This is a genomic window from Segniliparus sp. (assembly GCF_051660745.1).
Taxonomy (GTDB): Bacteria; Actinomycetota; Actinomycetes; order Mycobacteriales; family Mycobacteriaceae; genus Segniliparus.
This window is the reverse complement of the sequence record NZ_JBOFQF010000028.1, coordinates 83,974-102,961: the sequence shown is the minus strand read 5'-3', so window position 1 is coordinate 102,961 and position 18,988 is coordinate 83,974. Positions and strand designations below refer to the sequence as shown.

Annotated in this window: 19 protein-coding genes; 10 read left to right on the top strand and 9 right to left on the bottom strand. The window is 68.4% G+C overall.

Annotated features, from left to right (window positions below; all coding sequences use genetic code 11):
• Window positions 1-9 precede the first annotated feature (9 nt).
• Entirely contained in the window at window positions 10-663 is a 654-nt protein-coding gene (locus ACRC20_RS07985) for a peptidase S1 (RefSeq protein ID WP_438685832.1), read from the top strand.
• A 60-nt stretch (window positions 664-723) separates the two neighbouring features.
• On the opposite strand, the gene ilvC is transcribed toward ACRC20_RS07985, so the two are convergent.
• From ilvC to ACRC20_RS07960, 5 genes are all read right to left on the bottom strand, one after another.
• A complete protein-coding gene (ilvC, locus tag ACRC20_RS07980; protein ID WP_438685831.1) occupies window positions 724-1,752 on the bottom strand; it encodes a ketol-acid reductoisomerase in 1,029 nt (342 codons plus the stop codon).
• 60 nt (window positions 1,753-1,812) lie between these two features.
• On the bottom strand, window positions 1,813-2,343 hold the full coding sequence (gene ilvN / locus ACRC20_RS07975; protein WP_438685830.1) for an acetolactate synthase small subunit: 531 nt from the start codon (window positions 2,341-2,343) through the stop codon (window positions 1,813-1,815).
• On the bottom strand, window positions 2,340-4,184 hold the full coding sequence (locus tag ACRC20_RS07970; protein ID WP_438686192.1) for an acetolactate synthase large subunit: 1,845 nt from the start codon (window positions 4,182-4,184) through the stop codon (window positions 2,340-2,342). The genes ilvN and ACRC20_RS07970 overlap by 4 nt, the downstream gene beginning before the upstream one ends.
• A 305-nt stretch (window positions 4,185-4,489) precedes the next feature.
• Window positions 4,490-5,197 carry a sensor domain-containing protein gene (locus ACRC20_RS07965; protein WP_438685829.1) on the bottom strand — a complete coding sequence of 236 codons (708 nt, stop codon included), beginning with the start codon at window positions 5,195-5,197 and terminating at the stop codon, window positions 4,490-4,492.
• A gap of 63 nt (window positions 5,198-5,260) precedes the next feature.
• Window positions 5,261-5,980: a sensor domain-containing protein gene (locus tag ACRC20_RS07960; protein WP_438685828.1), complete on the bottom strand. Its 720-nt coding sequence runs from the start codon at window positions 5,978-5,980 to the stop codon at window positions 5,261-5,263.
• A 120-nt stretch (window positions 5,981-6,100) separates the two neighbouring features.
• Between ACRC20_RS07960 and ACRC20_RS07955 the strand changes: the two genes are divergently transcribed.
• Complete coding sequence (locus tag ACRC20_RS07955) at window positions 6,101-6,610, top strand: hypothetical protein (RefSeq protein WP_438685827.1); 510 nt, start codon at window positions 6,101-6,103, stop codon at window positions 6,608-6,610.
• A gap of 33 nt (window positions 6,611-6,643) precedes the next feature.
• The gene (locus tag ACRC20_RS07950; RefSeq protein ID WP_438685826.1) at window positions 6,644-7,864 is read left to right on the top strand and encodes an Nramp family divalent metal transporter; all 1,221 of its coding nucleotides are present in this window, start codon (window positions 6,644-6,646) and stop codon (window positions 7,862-7,864) included.
• 25 nt (window positions 7,865-7,889) lie between these two features.
• On the opposite strand, the gene ACRC20_RS07945 is transcribed toward ACRC20_RS07950, so the two are convergent.
• Complete coding sequence (locus tag ACRC20_RS07945; RefSeq protein WP_438685825.1) at window positions 7,890-9,374, bottom strand: gamma-aminobutyraldehyde dehydrogenase; 1,485 nt, start codon at window positions 9,372-9,374, stop codon at window positions 7,890-7,892.
• A 108-nt stretch (window positions 9,375-9,482) separates the two neighbouring features.
• On the opposite strand from ACRC20_RS07945, the gene ACRC20_RS07940 reads away from it, so the two are divergent.
• From ACRC20_RS07940 to ACRC20_RS07925, 4 genes are all read left to right on the top strand, one after another.
• Window positions 9,483-9,947 carry an Lrp/AsnC family transcriptional regulator gene (locus ACRC20_RS07940; RefSeq protein ID WP_438685824.1) on the top strand — a complete coding sequence of 155 codons (465 nt, stop codon included), beginning with the start codon at window positions 9,483-9,485 and terminating at the stop codon, window positions 9,945-9,947.
• 65 nt (window positions 9,948-10,012) lie between these two features.
• Window positions 10,013-11,380, top strand: a complete 1,368-nt coding sequence (locus tag ACRC20_RS07935; RefSeq protein WP_438685823.1) for an aspartate aminotransferase family protein — start codon at window positions 10,013-10,015, stop codon at window positions 11,378-11,380.
• A gap of 60 nt (window positions 11,381-11,440) precedes the next feature.
• Window positions 11,441-12,808: an MFS transporter gene (locus ACRC20_RS07930; RefSeq protein ID WP_438685822.1), complete on the top strand. Its 1,368-nt coding sequence runs from the start codon at window positions 11,441-11,443 to the stop codon at window positions 12,806-12,808.
• A gap of 9 nt (window positions 12,809-12,817) precedes the next feature.
• Entirely contained in the window at window positions 12,818-13,723 is a 906-nt protein-coding gene (locus tag ACRC20_RS07925) for a D-alanyl-D-alanine carboxypeptidase family protein (protein ID WP_438685821.1), read from the top strand.
• A gap of 12 nt (window positions 13,724-13,735) precedes the next feature.
• Here ACRC20_RS07925 and ACRC20_RS07920 read toward each other — a convergent pair whose 3' ends face one another.
• Both ACRC20_RS07920 and ACRC20_RS07915 read right to left on the bottom strand, forming a co-directional pair.
• A complete protein-coding gene (locus ACRC20_RS07920) occupies window positions 13,736-14,428 on the bottom strand; it encodes a cupin domain-containing protein (RefSeq protein ID WP_438685820.1) in 693 nt (230 codons plus the stop codon).
• 186 nt (window positions 14,429-14,614) lie between these two features.
• Entirely contained in the window at window positions 14,615-15,418 is an 804-nt protein-coding gene (locus ACRC20_RS07915; RefSeq protein WP_438685819.1) for a neutral zinc metallopeptidase, read from the bottom strand.
• A 196-nt stretch (window positions 15,419-15,614) separates the two neighbouring features.
• On the opposite strand from ACRC20_RS07915, the gene groES reads away from it, so the two are divergent.
• Together groES and groL are read left to right on the top strand one after the other, a co-directional pair.
• A complete protein-coding gene (gene groES / locus ACRC20_RS07910; RefSeq protein WP_438685818.1) occupies window positions 15,615-15,911 on the top strand; it encodes a co-chaperone GroES in 297 nt (98 codons plus the stop codon).
• A gap of 84 nt (window positions 15,912-15,995) precedes the next feature.
• Window positions 15,996-17,609: a chaperonin GroEL gene (gene groL / locus ACRC20_RS07905; protein WP_438685817.1), complete on the top strand. Its 1,614-nt coding sequence runs from the start codon at window positions 15,996-15,998 to the stop codon at window positions 17,607-17,609.
• Window positions 17,610-17,670: 61 nt separating this feature from the next.
• Here groL and ACRC20_RS07900 read toward each other — a convergent pair whose 3' ends face one another.
• Complete coding sequence (locus ACRC20_RS07900; RefSeq protein WP_438685816.1) at window positions 17,671-17,961, bottom strand: WhiB family transcriptional regulator; 291 nt, start codon at window positions 17,959-17,961, stop codon at window positions 17,671-17,673.
• A 293-nt stretch (window positions 17,962-18,254) separates the two neighbouring features.
• Between ACRC20_RS07900 and ACRC20_RS07895 the strand changes: the two genes are divergently transcribed.
• On the top strand, window positions 18,255-18,986 hold the full coding sequence (locus ACRC20_RS07895; RefSeq protein WP_438685815.1) for a tetratricopeptide repeat protein: 732 nt from the start codon (window positions 18,255-18,257) through the stop codon (window positions 18,984-18,986).
• Window positions 18,987-18,988 lie beyond the last annotated feature (2 nt).

The window sequence follows — 18,988 nt, the reverse complement described above, 5'->3', positions numbered from 1 at the left end:
GGGAGCGCCATGCGCGCGCTGCATATTCTTGGTTCCTGTTTGGCGGCCTTCGCCACGGCTCTGGCCTGCTCGGCTCCAGCGCTGGCGGACGACAGGGTCGTCCTCGGCGGCGGCTCCCCCATCGTCGTCGGCAGACACATGGCCTGCACGCTCACCGCCATCGGGCACGACCGCAGCGGCAGCCTCGTCGGCATCACCGCAGGCTTCTGCGGCGACGCGGGCAGCGACGTGATCGCCGAGGAGTCGCAAGAGGCGGGCGAGCTCGGGACCGTCGTGAGAACAGACGACCATCTCGCGTTCGGGGTGATCCAGTTCAACCCGAAGAAAGTCGCTCCCACGGCGACCGTCGGCGATTTCACCATCACCGGCTTCGACCCCGCCCCGCTGGAGCAAGGCGACACCGTGTGCAAGCTCGGCCGCAGCACCGGATGGACCTGCGGCAGCGTCCTCCGCGCTGGCGAGAGCAACCACCTGGCGGAGCTCTGCATCCGCAAGGGCGACGCTGGCGCCCCTGTCGTCAGAGGCTCCAAGCTCGTCGGCATGGTCACCCACTACTACAACGACACCCCGTGCGAGGACAACGAGGGCGGCGTGAATATCGGCGCGATCCTCGAAGCCCTCGGACCCGGCGCTGGCGATGATTTCCAACTCCAAAAGCCTTGACCAAAAACAAAAGCTCGGGGCCGAATCGGCCCCGAGCTTTTGCAAGGACTGTTGGTCAGATTAGACCGTGTCGTTGAGCGGGTTGTCCACCCAGCTCATGAGCCCGCGCAGACGCTTGCCGACCTCTTCGATCGGGTGCTCGGCGTGCTCCTTGCGCAGCCCTTCGAGCTCCTTGTTGCCGCCTTCGACGTTGGCAACCAGCCGCTTGACGAAGGTGCCGTCCTGGATGTCGGTGAGGATCTCGCGCATGTGCTGCTTCGCGGCCTCGTCGACCACGCGGGGGCCGGAGAGGTAGCCGCCGAACTCCGCCGTGTCGGACACGGAGTAGTTCATCCGGGAGATCCCGCCCTCGTACATGAGGTCGACGATCAGCTTGAGCTCGTGGAGCACCTCGAAGTAGGCCATCTCCGGGGCGTAGCCAGCCTCGACCATGACCTCGAAGCCGGTCTGCACCAGCTTCTCCGCGCCGCCGCAGAGCACCGCCTGCTCGCCGAAGAGGTCGGTCTCGACCTCTTCCTTGAAGGTGGTGGCGATGACGCCCGCGCGATGCGCGCCGAGCCCGGCGGCGTACGAGAGCGCCAGGTCGAGGGCCTCGCCCTTGGGGTCCTGGGCGACGGCGACGAGCGCCGGGACGCCCTTGCCGTCCACATACTGCCTGCGCACCAGGTGGCCGGGGCCCTTCGGGGCGACCATCGCGACAGTCACGCCTGCCGGGGGCTTGATCAGCTCGAAGTGGATCGCGAGGCCGTGCGCGAAGAACAGCGCGTCGCCGTCCTTGAGGTGCGGGGCGATCTCCTCGCTGAAGATCTTCGCCTGCGAGGTGTCCGGGGCGAGGACCATGATCACGTCGGCCCACTCGGCGACCTCGGCGGGCGTGCCCGCGACCAGGCCCTGCTCCTCGACCTTCGCGCGCGACGGCGAGCCCTCGCGCAGGCCGACGCGCACGTCGACGCCGGAGTCGCGCAGGTTGAGGCTGTGGGCGTGGCCCTGGCTGCCGTAGCCGATGATGGCGACCTTGCGGCCTGCGATGAGCGACGGGTTGACGTCGTCCTCGTTGTAGACGGTCACCGACCCTTGTTTGCTGGGCATTCGAACTCCTTTATGTGTGATTGTGTTTGTTGTCGGTCTGTTGTCCGCGTCAGCGCGAGGTCACCAGCGCTGGCTTTGCGCGGTGATCGGCTTCGAGCCGCGCCCGAGCGCGATGAGGCCGGATTGGACGATCTCCTTGACCCCGAGCGGGTCGAGCACCCGCAGCAGCGCGTCGATCTTCTGCTGGTCGCCGGTGGCCTCGACGACCACCGTGTCCGAGGAGATGTCCACGACTTTCGCCCGGAAGAGGTGCGCGATCTCGATCACCTGGCTGCGCACGGAGGCGTCCGCGCGCACCTTGAGCAGGATGAGCTCGCGGGCGACCGAGGTGTCCGCCCGGTGCTCGACGATCTTGATGACGTTCACCAGCTTGTTGAGCTGCTTGACGATCTGCTCCAAGACGGCCTCCTCGACCGTCACGGTGATCGTCATCCGGGAGATGCTCGGCTGCTCGGTCGGCCCGACGGCGAGCGAGTCGATGTTGAACCCGCGACGGGAGAAGAGGGACGACACCCTGGCGAGCACGCCAGGCTTGTCCTCGACGAGGATCGACAGGATCCGGGTCTCGGCCAGCGGCGCAGTTGTGCTCATTTCAGTCCTCCGTGGCCCGGCATGGGCAGGTCTTCGGTGTCGTCGAACAGCGGGCGGATGCCGCGGGCTGCCATGATCTCGGAGTTGCCGGTGCCTGCGGCGACCATCGGCCACACCTGGGCGTCCTCGCCGACGACGAACTCGACCACCACCGGCCGGTCGATGATCGCGCGCGCCTTGGCGATCGCGCCCGCGACCTCCTCTTTGCGCTCGACCCTGATCCCGACGCAGCCGAGCGCCTCGGCGAGTTTCACGAAGTCGGGGATGCGCAGCGTGTGGGTCGACAGGTCCGTGTTCGAGTAGCGCTCCTCGTAGAAGAGGGTCTGCCATTGCCGGACCATGCCGAGGTTCCCGTTGTTGATGAGCGCGACCTTGATCGGGATGCCCTCCACCGCGCAGGTGGCGAGCTCCTGGTTGGTCATCTGGAAGCAGCCGTCGCCGTCGATGGCCCAGACCTCGCGGTCGGGCTGGCCGAGCTTCGCGCCCATCGCGGCGGGCACCGCGTAGCCCATGGTGCCGAGGCCGCCGGAGTTGAGCCAGCTGCGGGGGCGGTCGTAGCCGACGAACTGCGCGGCCCACATCTGGTGCTGGCCGACTCCGGCGCAGAAGATCCCTTCGGGGCCGACCGCTTTGCCGAGCTCCTCGATGACGTACTCCGGCGAGAGCTTGCCGTCCGAAGGCCAGTCGTAGCTGAGCGGGTACGTGTCGCGGAGCTGGTCGAGGTACGCCTGCCATTCGGCGAGGTCGCTCTGGTCGCCGGTCGCGGCGAGCGAGCGGATCGCCTCGGTCAGCTCGACGATGGTCTCTTTGCAGTCGCCGACGATCGGCACGTCCGCGGCCCGGTTCTTGCCGATCTCCGCTGGGTCGATGTCCGCGTGGACCACCTTGGCGTACGGCGCGAAGGAGTCCAACTGCCCGGTGACCCGGTCGTCGAAGCGCGCGCCGAGCGCGATGAGCAGGTCCGCCTTCTGCAACGCGGCCACAGCGGCGACCGTGCCGTGCATGCCGGGCATGCCGTAGTGCTGGCGGTGGCTGTCCGGGAACGCGCCTCTGGCCATGAGCGTCGTGACCACCGGGATGCCGGTGAGCTCGGCGAGGATCTTCAGCTCCGCGCTCGCCTCGGCCTTGATCACGCCGCCGCCGACATAGAGGACGGGGCGCTGGGATCCGAGGATGAGCCGCGAGGCCTCCCGGATCTGCTTCGAGTGCGGCCGGGTGGTCGGCTTGTATCCGGGCAGGCGGCGCTGCGGCGGCCAGTGGAAGGGGGCCTTGGCCTGCTGGACGTCCTTCGGGATGTCGACGAGCACCGGGCCGGGGCGTCCGGTGGCCGCGAGGTGGAATGCCTCCGCGAAGATCCTCGGGATGTCCGCGATGTCGGTGACCAGGAAGTTGTGCTTGGTGATCGGCATCGTGATGCCGCAGATGTCCGCCTCCTGGAAGGCGTCCGTGCCGATGAGGCCCCGCGACACCTGTCCGGTGATGGCGACAATGGGCACGGAGTCGAGGTAGGCGTCCGCGATAGGGGTGACCAGGTTCGTCGCGCCGGGGCCGGAGGTGGCCATGCACACGCCGACCTTCCCGGTGGCCTGGGCGTAGCCGGTGGCGGCGTGCCCGGCTCCCTGCTCGTGGCGGACGAGGATGTGGCGGACCTTCTCGGAGTCCAAGAGGGGGTCGTACGTCGGCAGGATCGTCCCGCCGGGAAGGCCGAAGACGGCCTCGACCCCAAGCTCTTCGAGACTTCGGATGATGGTTTGCGCGCCGGTCAGAATCTCCGGCGCAGCTTGCTGCCGGGCCGCGGCTTGCTCTTCGCCGCCGTTCCCTGGCTCGGAATCGCTCTTTATGGTTGAGGCGGTCACTGTCGTGCTCCTTTTCTCTTTTCCTCTTGGTCGTCGGCCTCAGGATCACTGATGGCTCGCGCTGTGCTGGTTCGCACACACTGTGCTGGCTCGCAACACAAAAACACCCCCGCCAGGATTACTGGTCAGGGGTCAGGCGCGTCGTCTCGTCGAGCAATATCAGGCGACGACGCGCCTAGATAATTACCTTGAGAAACTGCTCACGCATGCGACAAGTGTAGCGCTGCCCCCGCGCTCGGGGCAAATCCGCCCGAGACCGGCTCCGCAGCCGCCTTTTCCGCCGCTCTCGCTCACGACGGCAGGGTTTCCTCCAACGCGTCCGCGACGTCCTTCGCGCTCTTCCCCTCCGAGCCCGCGACGCAGGCCATGACCTCGAAAAGCACATTGCGGCGGACTCTCGCGTCGTACGAGCAGCTGCGCTCGCGCGGGCTTTCTTGCCGCGAGCGCCATTGGGCCGAGTCCGCCCCAGAAGGGCCGACTTCGAACGACAACACGAGATCCGCGCCCTGCGCGGTCGTCTCGGTCGCGGACTTGCCGTCGCAATCGCCCAGCGCGGAGACGAGCGAGGAGAACAGCCCATGGGCTTTGGCCTCCGACGGGTACACGCCGACGGCGAGGACGAGCTGCGCCGAGTCGTCGTCCTCCGCCGACTGGACCGTGGTCTTGCGGAACGCGGTCCAATCTTGGCCGTACACGCCGCGAAGGCCGACCGGATCTGCGAGCAGGCATTCCTTGGCCGTCGTTTTCGAGTCGGCTCCTGGCGCCGTGATGCTCCGCGACCAGCCAAAATCCGCGCCGAGCAGCCGCGCTGCCTGCTCTGGCGCCACGACGATCGATTGCAATGCGCTCCCCGGGACGAGCCGTGTCGTGTCGGTCGGGGCCAGCGGCAACAGCCTGGCGTCCGGGGCGGCATGGCCGGGAACGACCGCGCCGTCGAACAAGGAGCCGACCCCCATCCCCGCGAACACGGCGGCGGCGGCGCAAAAACCGAACGCCACGGGCCGCAGCGGCCTCGCTCGCGGCCATGGTCTCCCCAGCCGTGTTCCCATCAGGCGATTATCTCATCGGATCCGGCCGGCGATCGCTCTCGCCAAGCTCGCCGCCATGCCGCCCGCGTCGCCGCGCCTGCAGAACATCACCGAGAAGAACGCGTTGGCGAGCACTTGCCCCTGGTAGTCGCAATGCCAGTCGCGCGAATCCTGCTGCGCCGTCGTCCACACGATTCGCTTCAACTGGACCGGGGCCGCGACGACCTGCCAGGTCTGCGCCCGTTGCGCCGCCCGCGAGCCGGAGCACTTGCCAAGGTCCCCGGCCAGCGCGTCGAGCGCCGCCCCTGCCGCTTTGCGCGTGGGGTAGATCGCGACGTCCTCGGCGACCACTTCGACAGCGCCTTCCTCCTTCGGAGTGTGGGCGTAGTAGTACGCGAAACTCGACCACTGCCCTCCGAGCTGGCGCTGGAACCCGATGTCGACGGCAGTCATGCACGACTCCGGCACGACCTGCTGGTCCGGGAACGGGGCGCTCGCCTCCTTCGCGCCGACCAGCCTTCGGCCGAGCGACTGGGCGAGCTCGGGCTCCTGCAGCAGGACTGCGCCGATCCGCACGGGATCGACCGGATCCGGTTCTGGCGCGGGAAGCGGCGCGGGCGCGGCGGCCTGCGGCGCGGATTGCCCGATCGTCGTCGCTGTCGACACGGGCGCCTGCACCCCTCCCCTGCCGCACGAGACCGCCGCAGCGCCGCACAACAACGCCGCGAAGGTCGCTCTCACCTGGCCGGACATCGCGAGAATTCTATCCCGCGACATGGTCGCGCCGCTCGCCGAACGGTGCGGTATCGTGAGCAGCATCACCGAATCGGCAGCGTTCGCGCTGGCACTGAGCACAACAGGGAGCACATGGGTATGGCCTCGCGGAGCACATTGGCAAAAGCGATCCTGGTCTTCATCACCGCAGTCGCCTACACGCCGATCGCGGCTCCGACCGAGGCGCTCGCGGCCCCCGCCCCGACGAGCGCCACAGCCGCCCACATGGGCGCGGCGGACGACGCCGACGACCCCGCCGGGGAAGAGGCAGGCCCGGACGAGGCCGACGGCCCCCCGCCGTGCCTGCCCGGCAACGCGCCGAGCGCGGTCACCGGCCGATGCGTCCCGGACTTCCCCGAGCACGAATGCCCCGACGGCGGGATGAGCATCTGGAACCGCTGCCCGCGCAGCGTCCCCTGCGCAGGCGGCGGCGCGAGCGTGAACGGCGAATGCCCCGGGCCGACCGAGCGGTTCTGCGACGAGGGCGTGAGCTTCGAGGGCTCCTGCGGCGAGGACGCGGCCTCCGTGCGGCACATCGGCGAGGTGTTCCACGAGTCCAGAGCGTCCGTGCGTGTCCAAATGTCGCCTCCATCACCAGTTTTCGGTTAGGCGAACTTTTTCCTTCGGCTGTACGATGAGACTGTGAGTCTCCGAGTTCCCCTGTCGCGGCCGATCGTGTCGCTCCTGGGGCCCGCTTTTGTCGCCTCCATCGCCTATGTCGACCCGGGCAACGTCGCCGCCAATGTGGCCGCGGGGGCGGACTACGGATTCCTTTTGGTCTGGGTGGTCGTGGCCGCGAACCTCATGGCCTGTCTCGTGCAGTACCTCTCCGCCAAACTCGGGATCGTCTCGGGGATGACATTGCCGGAAGCCGTCGGCGCGCGCCTGTCCAAACCCGTCCGGATCGCCTATTGGGCTCAGGCCGAGATCGTCGCCATGGCGACCGATCTCGCGGAAATCGTCGGCGGCGCGATCGCGCTGCACCTGCTCTTCGGGCTGCCGCCGCTCGTCGGCGGCGTCGTCACCGGCGCGGTGAGCATGGCGCTGCTCGCTGTGAAAGACCGCGAGGGCCAACGGACTTTCGAGCATGTGGTCGTTGGATTGCTCGCCGTCATCGCGGCAGGCTTTCTCGCGAGCCTGTTGATCGCCCCGCCCGAGGCGGCCGAGGTCGCCGGGGGGCTCGTCCCCCGCTTCCAGGGCGCGGGAAGCGTCCTGATCGCCGCCGCCATGCTCGGCGCGACCGTCATGCCGCACGCCGTGTACCTGCACTCGGGGCTCGCGAAAGACCGCCACGGCCCGGTGGCGCCCGAGCAATGGGGCAGATTGCTCCAAGCCACCCGGCTGGACGTGGGCTTCGCCATGGTGCTCGCCGGAACGGTGAACCTTGCGATGCTGCTCGTGGCGGCGCAGAACCTGCGCGGAGCAGGCGGCGTGAACTCCATCGAGGGCGCGCATGCCGCCATCGCCGAACGGGTCGGGCCGTTCGCGGCCCTCTGCCTCGCGATCGGGCTCTTGGCCTCGGGGCTCGCGTCGAGCTCCGTCGGGGCGTACGCCGGAGCGATGATCATGCAGGGGCTCTTGCGCTCGAAGGTCCCGCTGCTCGCGCGCAGGCTCGTCACCCTGACGCCCGCGCTTCTGATCATCGCGCTCGGCGCGGACCTCTCGCAGGCGCTGGTGCTCTCGCAGGTCGTGCTCTCCTTCGGCATCCCTTTCGCGCTCATCCCCCTCGTCCGGCTCACCAGCGATCCCGCGATCATGGGCGAAGCCGCCAACGCGAAGGCCACCCGCGCCCTCGGCTGGCTGATCGCGGGGCTCATCACCGGGCTGAATGTCCTCTTGATCTGGCTGACCGTGAAAAGCTAGGCCCCGCCCAAGGCCTTGGGCGGGGTTAGCGCAGCGCGAAGATCGTGCGGTGCCACCCCTTCTTGGACTCGCCGGTGATCTCGCTCATCACATGCTTCACCGCGAGGTACTCCTCGAGGGAGTAGGCAGAGAGGTCTTTGCCGAAGCCGGAGGCCCCGAATCCGCCGTGCGGCATCTCGCTGATGATCGGAATGTGGTCGTTGACCCACACGCAGCCCGCCCGGATCTCGCGCGAGGCCCGTTGCGCGCGGTAGATGTCTTTGGTCCACACCGAGGCCGCGAGGCCGTACTCGGTGTCGTTGGCCTGGCGGATCGCGTCGTCGTCGCCCTTGTGCGCACGCGCCGTGAGGACGGGCCCGAAGATCTCGGCCCGATACGCCTCGGAGTCCTCGGCCACATCGGCGAGGAGCGTCGGCCGGTAGAACGCGCCGGGCAGGTCCGGCGCGAAGCCGCCCGCCGCGACCCGCGCCCCCTCGGCCTTGGCCCGCTGCACGATCTGCGCCACCCGGTCCCGGTGCGCGAAGGAGATCTGCGGCCCGATGTCGACCCCGTCGCCGAGCGGGTCGCCCTGGACGACCTTCTCCATCAGCTCAGCGACGCCCGCCACGAAGTCCTCGTAGACGGACTCGGCCACGATGGCCCGCGCAGCGGCAGTGCAGTCCTGGCCGGAGTTGATGAGCGCCCCGGCCACCGCGCCGTGGACCGCCGCCTCCAGGTCCGCGTCCTCGAAGACCACGAACGGCGCCTTGCCGCCCAGTTCGAGCTGCACCCGCGCCCCCCGCTTGGCCGCGCTCGCCATCACCTTGCGCCCGACGGCGGTGGAGCCGGTGAACGTCACCACGTCCACGCCCGGATGCCCGGAGAGCGCCTCGCCCGCATCCGCCCCAGTGCCCGTGACGACGTTGAGCACGCCTGCGGGCAGGCCCGCCGCCACCGCCAGTTCCGCGAGGCGCAGCGTCGTGAGCGGGGTGAGCTCGCTCGGCTTGATGACCACGGCGCATCCTGCCGCGAGGGCGGGCGCGACCTTCCACACCGCCATCTGCAACGGATAGTTCCACGGGGCGATCGTCCCGACGACGCCGACCGGCTCGCGCCGGATCGAGGAGGTGTGCCCGCCCGAGTACTCCGCCGACGCTTTGCCCTCCAGCAGCCGAGCCGCGCCCGCGAAGAACGCGAGATTGTCGGCGCTGCCGGGAATGTCGAACTCGGCCGCGAGCCGCCTTGGCTTGCCGGCCTGCGCCACCTCCTCGGCCACGAGCTCGTCGGCGTGCGCCAGGACAAGGGCCGCGAGCCTGCCGAGCACGCCCGCCCGTTCGGCGGGAGTGGCTTTCGCCCACTCGGGCGCCGCCGCCCGGGCCGAGGCGACGGCGGCTTCCACTTCCGCCGAGGTCGCCAGGGCGAATTCGGCGACGCGCTCGCCGTTCGCCGGATTGACCACCGCGTGGCGCTCCCCCGTTCCGACCACGGGCGCGCCGCCGATGAAACAACCAGGGACATCATGTCTCGTCATAGCTAAAGGGTAGCAATCCAGCAACCGAATCGCAAGATAAATCTAAATATTTCAACTAATTCAGTTGCATATATTGATTTATTCAACGAATTCTGCTATATTGCTTCTGTGACCGCAAACATCCGGCAGCCGCTCGACGAGCTCTCCAGAGCTATCGTCGAACAGCTCCAAGAGGACGGCAGGCAGTCGTACGCCGCTATCGGCAAGCTCGTCGGGCTCTCCGAAGCGGCCGTGCGCCAACGGGTGCAGAAGCTCACGGAGAGCGGGGTCCTGCAAATCGTCGCCGTGGTCGACCCGAAACAGGTCGGCTTCGCCCGGCAGGCGATGATCGGCGTCCGCTGCGCGGGCGACGCCCGCGAGCTCGGCGAACGGCTCTGCGAGATCCCCGAGGTCAAATACGTGGTCCAGACCGCGGGCTCGTTCGACGTGCTCGTCGAGGTCGTCTGCGTGGACGACGCCGAGCTCCTCGACGTCCTCAATGGCCGGATCCGCTCCCTGCCGGGCGTGGTCGCCACCGAAACCTTCGTCTATCTCAAAATCGCTAAGGAGCAGTACACATGGGGCAAACGCTGAACACCGCAAACGAAACCTCCCCATCGAAACATCGCCAAGGAGCAGCAGCACACACCGGGCAAGCAATGACCGCGCCCGCGAGCAACACCGCCGCAGCGGCGAAGAAGCACGTCTGGGGCCACTTCGCCCGGCACGGCGCGGACATCGTCCCGCCGGTCATCGTCCGGGGCGAAGGCGTGCGGATCTGGGACGACGCGGGCAGGAGCTACATCGACGGCCTCTCCGGGCTCTTCGCGGTCCAGGTGGGCCACGGCCGCGCCGAGCTCGCCGAGGCCGCCGCGAAACAGACCCGCGAGCTCGCCTACTTCCCGGTCTGGGGCTATGTCACCCCGCCCGTGGCCGAGCTCGCCGAGCGTCTCGCGGGGTACGCGCCCGGCGACCTGAACCGGGTGTTCTTCACCGTGAGCGGCAGCGAAGCGGTGGAGAGCGCGTGGAAGCTCGCCAAGCAGTACTTCAAGCTCGTCGGCAAGCCGACCAAGCACAAGGTGCTCTCCCGCTCGCTCGCCTACCACGGCACCTCGCAGGGCGCGCTGTCCATCACGGGCCTGCCCGGGCTCAAAGTGCCGTTCGAACCGCTCGTCCCCGGCGGCTTCCGGATTCCGAACACGAACTTCTACCGCGCCCCCGAGGCGTACGCCACGGACTACGAGGCCTTCGGCCTCTGGGCCGCCGACCGGATCGAGGAGGCGATCCTCTTCGAGGGGGCCGATTCTGTCGCCGCCGTCTTCTTGGAGCCGGTGCAGAACACCGGCGGCTGTTTCCCGCCGCCCCCCGGCTACTTCCAGCGCGTGCGCGAGATCTGCGACCGCCACGACGTGCTCCTGGTCTCCGACGAGGTGATCTGCGCCTTCGGCCGGATCGGCCCGATGTTCGCCTGCGAGCAGTACGGCTACATCCCGGACATCATCACCTGCGCCAAAGGCCTCACCTCCGGCTACGCGCCGATCGGCGCGATGCTCGCCAACGAGAAGGTCTTCGAGCCGTTCTCGGACTCGTCGACCATGTTCCCGCACGGCTCCACCTACGGCGGGCACCCGGTCGCCGCGGCGGTCGCGCTCGCGAACCTCGACATCTTCGAGCGCGAGGGGCTCAACGCGCATGTGGCCGCGAACGCGTCGGCGTTCAAAGCGACGCTCGACCGGCTCCTCGACCTGCCGATCGTCGGCGACGTGCGCGGCGCGGGCTTCTTCTACGGCATCGAGCTCGTGAAGGACAAGACGACCAAAGAGACTTTCTTGGCCGAAGAGTCCGAACGGGTGCTGCGCGGCTTCTTGTCCACCGCGCTCTTCGAGGGCGGGCTCTACTGCCGCGCCGACGACCGGGCCGAGCCGGTGGTCCAGCTCGCGCCGCCGCTCGTCTGCGGCCAAAGCGAGTTCGACCAGATGGAGTCGATCTTGCGCTCGGCGCTGGCGGAGGCCTGGTCCAAGCTCTGACGGCGCCGCCGGCCGCCCATTCGCGCTGCGCGCGGGGCCCTGTTCCCGTACATTTGGGCGATGACGAGGCCGGAGAGCGTTTCCACGTCGGAAGCCCATGACAAGCAGGCCCGAAAAGTGGTGTGGGGAGCTCTCGTCGGCACAGCCCTCGAGTGGTACGACTTCTTCCTCTTCGGCACCGCGTCCGCCCTCGTGTTCAACGAGCAATTCTTCGCCAAGGCGAATCCTGCGGCGGCGGCGCTGAGCTCGTTCGCCACACTCGCGGTCGGCTTCGTCGCCCGTCCGCTCGGCGGCGTCGTTTTCGGGCGGATGGGCGACAAAATAGGTCGCCGCACGACGCTGATGGTCACAATCACGCTGATCGGCTTCGCCACCGGCCTCATCGGCCTGCTGCCGAACTTCGCGAGCATCGGCGTGTGGTCGGCGGTCGGCCTGACCGCGCTACGGTTCGTCCAGGGCCTCGCGCTCGGCGGCGAATGGGCAGGCGCCATCGTGATGACCGCCGAGCACGCGCCGCCGCGCAAACGGGCGCTCTACACCGCGCTCCCGCTGATCGGCTCCCCCCTCGGCACGCTCGCTTCCTCGGGCGCGTTCCTCGCGGTGGGCATGCTGCCCAAGTCGAGCTTCGACGCGTGGGGCTGGCGCGTCCCGTTCGTCGCGGCGTTCGGGCTGCTGCTCGTCGTCGTGCACGTGCGCTCGAAACTCGACGAGTCCCCGGTCTTCCAAGAGGTGCAGGCCGCAAAGGCCGTGCACAAAGCCCCCGTGGCCGCCGTGCTGCGGACCTCGTGGCGGCAGGTGCTCGTCGGCGCCATGGCCTCGCTGGTCGGCATGGGCGGTTTCTTCCTCGTCACGACGTTCGTGATCAGCTACGCCAAACGCGAGCTGCACATGAGCGCGAGCATCCTGCTCCTCGGGACACTCGTGGCCGCATTCGGCGAGATCCTCGTCATCGTCGGATTCGGCTTCCTCGCCCAGAAAACCGGCGCCCCGAGGATCGCGGCGGGCGGCGCGCTCGCCTGTGTCGCGCTTGCCTTCCCGCTGTTCTGGCTGTTCGGCACGGGCGACCCCCTCTGGACGGTCCTGGCGATGACGGTCGGCGTGGCCGCCCTCTCCACGCCGTACGCCGTGTGCGGCACGATCATGGCCGCGCTGTATCCGGACAATCTGCGCTACACGGGCGTCGCGCTGTCCGCGAACCTCGCCGCCATCCTGTCCGGATTCGTGCCGTTCGTCGCGACCTGGCTGTTGCGGTTCTCCGACAACCAGACTTGGTCCAGCGCGTTGCTCTTCGCGGCGATGGGCGCGATCACCTGGCTCGGCGCCGTCCTGGCTCCGCGCGCGCAGGCTCCCGCCGCGCCGAGCCTGCTGCGACCCGCTCCGCGCACGGGCGAGGCGATCACCGCAGAGCCGCAGGCGGTGGCCGGTTAGGCTGGTCGGATGATCGGCACCACCCTCCGGAACCTGATTGCTGCCGCAGCCGTCATGGCCGCCGCAGCTCCGTTCGCCGCCGCAGACCCCGAGGACTCGCCAACGGCTCCGGCGCAGGCTTCGCAAAGCGGCGTTGCGCAGCCGTCCGGCTCAGCGCCCGTGCCAGCAGGCTCCGCGCCCGCGTGGCTGGTCGCGGACCTCGACACCGGGCAAGTGCTCGCCGCCCGGAACCCGCATGGCCGCTACCATCCGGCCAGCACCATCAAAACGCTGCTTGCCCTCGTCGTCTTGAACGAGCTCGACCCCGGCCAAAAGATCACCGAGACGGCGGCGGACGCGGCCGCGGACAGCGAGAGCATCGTCAGATTCATCCAGCCCGGCACGACCCACACCGTGCACGAGCTGCTTGAGGCCTTGCTCATGATCTCCTCGAACGGCGCGGCCAACGCGCTCGCGGGCGCGCTCGGCGGCCCCGGCCCCGCAGTCGCGAAAATGAACGCCGAGGCCGCGAGCCTCGGCGCGCACGACACCCGGGCCACCACCCCGTCCGGCCTCGAAGCGCCAGGCGTCTCCAGCTCGCCGCACGACCTCGCGCTCTTCTTCCGCGCGGGGCTCAAGAACCCGGTCTTCGCCAGGATCGTCGGACAGGAGACCGCCGCGGTCGGCGGGGCCTCCGGCCCGGAGCTCGTCAACAGAGATCCCCTGCTGAACTCGTATCCGGGCATACTGGGCGGCAAGACGGGCTTCACCGACGAGGCGCAGTACAACTTCGTCGGCGCAGCGGCGCAAGAGGGGCGGCGGCTCGTGGTCGCGGTCATGGACAACCCTGGCACCTATCCGACCCAGCAAGCCTCCGCGCTCTTGGACTGGGGTTTCCAGCTGGAGCCCGGCCTTGGAGTCGGGACGCTGGGCTGACCGGACCGGCGGTCAACGCCGCCGGGTGATCGCGACGGATTTCTCGATTTTCTTGAGCTGGGCGAAATGCTCCGCAGGCACGCCGAAAATCGAAGCGAGGACCTCCGGCGGGACCGCGCTGATCGAGGCCGCGACGCTGATGTCGTCCCGGCTCTCCTCGGTGCTCGCGTTGAAGACGATGACCACGTTGAGCGGCTCGTCATGGCGGTTTTCGAAATAGTGCATCGAGCCTTGCGGCGCGAACACCACGTCGCCCGCTTTCGCCTCGAACGTTTCCCTGTGCCCTTCCGGCTCAAGGATCGTCCACTGCGCGGCGCCTGCGACGACCACGTTGACCTCCCACGCGCTGGGGTGCCAATGCGGCTCGCGCACACCGTCCTTCTCCAGCGTGACGAACACGATGCTCGCCTCCTGCCCGGTGAGGACCGGGAAGACCTTCTCATGTGCTTGGCGCAGCTCTCCCCCGTCGAACCGGGCGGGCTCCGCCGCCGAGAGATGGAACAGGTGCGAACGCGTCGTGTCCAGTTCGGCAGGCAGGCGCGGATTCCCGAACCGCGCCGGGTCGGCCTCGGACGCTCCGTCATGGGCTGGCGGCGGAGGCGGCTCCTGATGCGGGCCGAGCGCGCGGTCTGTCGCCGCTCCGCCGAGCGCCGAAGCTCCGACCAGCCCGGCTCCGCCGAGGACTTGCCGCCGGTTGATCGCCATACCGCCACCCTAATCCGGCGAACGCCGCGACGGGTGAGAGATGGGCCACGCCGCTTCGCAGTTCCTGGGGCGTCCACGTGGATGAGATCCAAGGCGGAAGGACGCGACGTGTGCGAATACGGCGAGGACCGAGCCCGGCACACGAGCGGCCGACAACGCAGGAGATCGCCGCGCGGACCGCAGGAACTACGCGACGTCCTCGTTCGAGGCACTGAAGGTGTTGCAGTCGGCGACCTTGTTGTTCGTGCCGCGCTCCCACCAGCTGAGGACATGTGCGCTGGTCCCGTGGTCGGACAGCCCGGTGTCGCCCCGCCCCTGCTGGCTGACTCTCGCCTCGGCGAGAGTCGTCCGGGCAATGGCGCCACGCTCCGCCTCGGCCCCGAGGAACATGCCCGAGAAGCATTGCGCCTGCAGCTCGATCCGCCGGGACATCTCCAGTCCCTGCGGCTGTCCCGCTTTCCGCGACGACAGGAGTTCGACCGCTTGCCGGGTGATGCCGGTGAGCATCTGGACGTGGTGGCCGTACTCGTGCGCCAGCAAGGCTGCGTACACGCCGGAATGGTTTCCGAAGATGTTCGTCTGCAAACCGGTCAACGGCACATAGAGCGTGTCGTCGGCCTCGCAGTAAATCGCCGCGATGACATCCTCCTTCACATCGCCGCACGGACTGGCGAACGGGATGCTGTCGGGGAAGGCCAGCGCGGGCGAGGCGCTCGGCACGCCGTGCCGGGCGAGGAGCGGCGTCCATGCCGCGTCGAGGCAGTCTCGCTCAGCCGTGAAAAACGCCCGCATGCTCGCAGGGTCGTCCGACCACTGCGGCAGGGCGCAGTCGACCGGGTCGAGCCCTCCCTCGTCGTGCAGGAACCCGGTCGCCGCCAATGCGGGCTCCGGATCGGAGGCGGCCCGTACTCCCGAGAGGCCGAGAACCGCACAGCCCAACACCAGCGCCGTCAAGGCCCGCCTCTGCCCGGCGCGCGCAGCAATCCCCATCGTGATCTCCATTCTCTCGGCGCTTGATAGGGTAACCACCGGCGCCAGTCGGGCGACATCGCATCCAGCTGTTGAGCTTTAGCACTCGACCATGTAGAGTGCTAGAGGCCGCGCAGAGCACCCTGGACCCGCGACACGGGGAGCGCAAGTGCGCCGCGAACCACAAATATCCGAGTGAAATTGGAGGCTCATCGCGATGAGCGTGAACATCAAGCCGCTTGAGGACAAGATCCTCGTCGAGGCGAACGAGGCCGAGACGACCACTGCTTCTGGCTTGGTCATCCCGGACACCGCCAAGGAGAAGCCCCAGGAGGGCACCGTCATCGCCGTCGGCGAAGGCCGGGTGACCGAGAAGGGCAACCGCATCCCCCTCGACGTCAAGGCGGGCGACACCGTTATCTACAGCAAGTACGGCGGCACCGAGATCAAGTACAACGGCAAGGAGTACCTGATCCTCTCGGCCCGCGACATCCTCGCTGTCATCGAGAAGTGATTTCGAAACTCGCCCGCCCGGCCCCGCCGGGCGGGCGAGTTTTCACTTTCCCCCTTCCAGGCTTTCTCAGCAAGGACTTCACCCATGGCAAAACTCATCGAATACGACGAGACCGCCCGCCGCGCACTTGAGCGCGGCGTCGACCGGCTCGCCGACACCGTGAAAGTCACCCTCGGCCCGCGCGGCAGGCACGTCGTGCTCGCCAAGGCGTACGGCGGCCCGACCGTGACCAACGACGGCGTCACCATCGCCCGCGAGATCGACCTCGAAGACCCCTTCGAGAACCTCGGGGCCCAGCTCGTGAAGTCCGTCGCCACCAAGACAAACGATGTCGCGGGCGACGGCACCACCACCGCGACCGTGCTCGCCCAGGCGCTGATCCGCGAGGGGCTGCGCAACGTCGCCGCAGGCGCGAACCCGATCACGCTCGGCTCCGGCGTCGCCAAGGCCGCCGACGCGGTGAGCGAGGCGCTGCTCAAGCTCGCCACTCCGGTGGACGGCGAAGAGCACATCGCCCAGATCGCCACCGTCTCCTCCCGCGACGAGCGGATCGGCCAACTGGTCGGCGAGGCGCTGACCAAGGTCGGCAAGGACGGTGTCGTGACGATCGAGGAGTCCGGGACGCTCGAGACCGAGCTCGTGGTGACCGAGGGCGTCCGATTCGACAAGGGCTTCCTCTCCCCCTACTTCATCACGGACCAGGACGAGCAGGAAGCCGTGCTGGAGAACGCCTCCCTGCTCCTGCACCGGGACAAGATCAGCTCGCTGGCCGACCTGCTCCCGCTGCTGGAGAAGATCGCCGAGGCGGGCAAGCCCGTCCTCATCGTGGCGGAGGACGTCGAGGGCGAGGCGCTGTCCACCCTCGTGGTGAACTCCATCCGCAAGACGCTGCGCGCGGTGGCCGTGAAGGCCCCGTACTTCGGCGACCGGCGCAAGGCCTTCCTCGAAGACCTCGCCGTGGTCACCGGCGCCCAGGTGGTCAACCCCGAGGTCGGCCTGCGGCTGCGCGAAGTCGGCCTCGAGGTCCTCGGCTCCGCCCGGCGTATCGTCGTCACCAAGGACGAGACCACGATCGTCGAGGGCGAGGGCAGCCGCGACCAAGTCCAGGCCCGAGTCGCCCAGATCCGCCAGGAGATCGAGAACACCGACTCCGACTGGGACCGCGAGAAGCTGCAGGAGCGGCTCGCGAAGCTCGCGGGCGGCGTCGCGGTCATCAAGGTCGGCGCGGCCACCGAGACTGAGGCCAAAGAGCGCAAGCACCGCGTCGAGGACGCCGTCTCCGCCGCGAAAGCGGCCGTGGAGGAGGGCATCGTCCCCGGCGGCGGCACCGCGCTCGTGCATGCGGGCGCAGGGCTCGCCGAACTCGCCGGGAGCCTCTCCGGCGACGAGGCGCTCGGCGTCTTGGTCGTGGCCAAGGCGATCAAGGCCCCGCTGTACTGGATCGCGACCAACGCGGGCCAGGACGGGGCCGTGGTGGTCAGCAAGGTCGCCGAGAACCCGAGCATCGGGTTCAACGCCGCGAAGCTGACCTACGAGAACCTGCTCGAAGCCGGCGTCATCGACCCTGTGAAGGTGACCCGATCGGCAGTCGTCAACGCTGCCTCCGTGGCGCGGATGGTGTTCACCACCGAGACCGCCATTGTGGACAAGCCCGCGAAGGCCGATCCCGGCCACGGGCACCACGGGCACGCCCACTAGGCGCAAAAATGATTGTGGCCCCAGGCGATATCGCCTGGGGCCACAATCATTTTTGCCTCAGCTAGCTTGCCAGCCTGCGGCGATGCTTCTCCATAGCGGCAATCCGCTCAGACTCGGACAGCCCGCCCCAGATGCCGTACGGCTCGCCGACCCGGATCGCGTGCTCGCGGCACTGCAAGAGGACCGGGCACTGCCTGCAGAACTCTTTCGCCTTGTTCTCCCGCTGCCTGCGCGCTCGACCGCGCTCCCCCTCCGGGTGGAAGAAGACTGACGAGTCCATCCCACGACAAACCCCCTTCATCTGCCAATCCCATACGTCCGCGTTCGGACCAGGGAGAAGTGGAACTGACATCGTGACGGCGCTCCTCGTTTTCAAGCTTCATTGTTCGCCAAATCGCTCGGAGAAACTCTCTCGTCGCGCCGAACGACCTGGGTTGACCACCTCGTTGTGTTGGAGTTACGGTACGAGGCCACAGCAACGCCGTCAAGACCCTAAAAAAGTGGTATTTCACATATCCCGTCCCTACTATGTGAGAAAAACTTCTTGAGGAAACCAAAATCGCCGAAAAATTTACATCCGATCAATCCGCGTTAAATTCTGCGTTAACTTCAGCGGCCTTCGGTGACCGACCTCACATCTACCCCTTGCCGCCCGCGAGGACTCCGTTCGAGCGCTGGCTCCGCTCCGTGGCCCTCGCCGGGCAGGGCCGTTATTCGGAAGCCGCAGAGCTCGTCCGGACATTGCGCGAACCACGCCATCCCGTCGCACTGCGGTCCACGGCGCTCAGCCTGGAGGGCTCGATCCTCCGCCAGCAAGGGGACCACGCGAACGCGCTGCGGCTCGACGCCCGCGCGCTCTCGCTCGTGGACGAAGAGCGCGACGAGCAGAGCCCGGAGCTCGCCCTCGCCCGCTGCGACGCGCTCACCGGGCTCGCCGCCGACCATCTCGGCCTCGGCGAGTTCGACCGCGCGGAGCCGCCGCTCGCCCGAGCAAAAGGCTTCCTCGCCGCCGCAGAGCCAGCCCCCTTCGGCTGGCGGGCGCGGGTGCGCTGGACATGGGTCAACACGGAGACCGCGATCGCGACCGGCAACAGAGGCCGCGCCGTCGGCTTCGGCCTGGTGGAAACGCGATCGTTCATCGGGAAGACAGTCCCGAGCCTTCGCCACCGGGTGAAATCGCATCTGATCCTCGCCGCCACGCACTTCTGTTTGGACGATCTCTCCCAATCCCAGATATGCGCGCGAGAGGTGCTCGGGGAGGCCACAGACGCCGGGCTCCTGCCGCTGGCCTGGGCCGCGGCGATGCTGCTGCACGCTGCCCTGCCGGACGAGGGCTGGGACGAGCGCGCGGCGGCATTGCGCGGCCAGTGGACCTGACT

What these genes read in the sequence shown, in the direction of transcription:
- groES (WP_438685818.1), top strand. Translation starts at nt 15,615, where the DNA reads ATGAGCGTGAACATCAAGCCGCTTGAGGACAAGATCCTCGTCGAGGCG.
- ilvC (WP_438685831.1), bottom strand. Translation starts at nt 1,752, where the DNA reads ATGCCCAGCAAACAAGGGTCGGTGACCGTCTACAACGAGGACGACGTC.
- ACRC20_RS07920 (WP_438685820.1), bottom strand. Translation starts at nt 14,428, where the DNA reads ATGGCGATCAACCGGCGGCAAGTCCTCGGCGGAGCCGGGCTGGTCGGA.
- ACRC20_RS07960 (WP_438685828.1), bottom strand. Translation starts at nt 5,980, where the DNA reads ATGTCCGGCCAGGTGAGAGCGACCTTCGCGGCGTTGTTGTGCGGCGCT.
- ACRC20_RS07935 (WP_438685823.1), top strand. Translation starts at nt 10,013, where the DNA reads ATGACCGCGCCCGCGAGCAACACCGCCGCAGCGGCGAAGAAGCACGTC.
- ACRC20_RS07900 (WP_438685816.1), bottom strand. Translation starts at nt 17,961, where the DNA reads ATGTCAGTTCCACTTCTCCCTGGTCCGAACGCGGACGTATGGGATTGG.
- ilvN (WP_438685830.1), bottom strand. Translation starts at nt 2,343, where the DNA reads ATGAGCACAACTGCGCCGCTGGCCGAGACCCGGATCCTGTCGATCCTC.
- ACRC20_RS07955 (WP_438685827.1), top strand. Translation starts at nt 6,101, where the DNA reads ATGGCCTCGCGGAGCACATTGGCAAAAGCGATCCTGGTCTTCATCACC.
- ACRC20_RS07985 (WP_438685832.1), top strand. Translation starts at nt 10, where the DNA reads ATGCGCGCGCTGCATATTCTTGGTTCCTGTTTGGCGGCCTTCGCCACG.
- ACRC20_RS07915 (WP_438685819.1), bottom strand. Translation starts at nt 15,418, where the DNA reads ATGGGGATTGCTGCGCGCGCCGGGCAGAGGCGGGCCTTGACGGCGCTG.
- ACRC20_RS07925 (WP_438685821.1), top strand. Translation starts at nt 12,818, where the DNA reads ATGATCGGCACCACCCTCCGGAACCTGATTGCTGCCGCAGCCGTCATG.
- groL (WP_438685817.1), top strand. Translation starts at nt 15,996, where the DNA reads ATGGCAAAACTCATCGAATACGACGAGACCGCCCGCCGCGCACTTGAG.
- ACRC20_RS07945 (WP_438685825.1), bottom strand. Translation starts at nt 9,374, where the DNA reads ATGACGAGACATGATGTCCCTGGTTGTTTCATCGGCGGCGCGCCCGTG.
- ACRC20_RS07930 (WP_438685822.1), top strand. Translation starts at nt 11,441, where the DNA reads ATGACGAGGCCGGAGAGCGTTTCCACGTCGGAAGCCCATGACAAGCAG.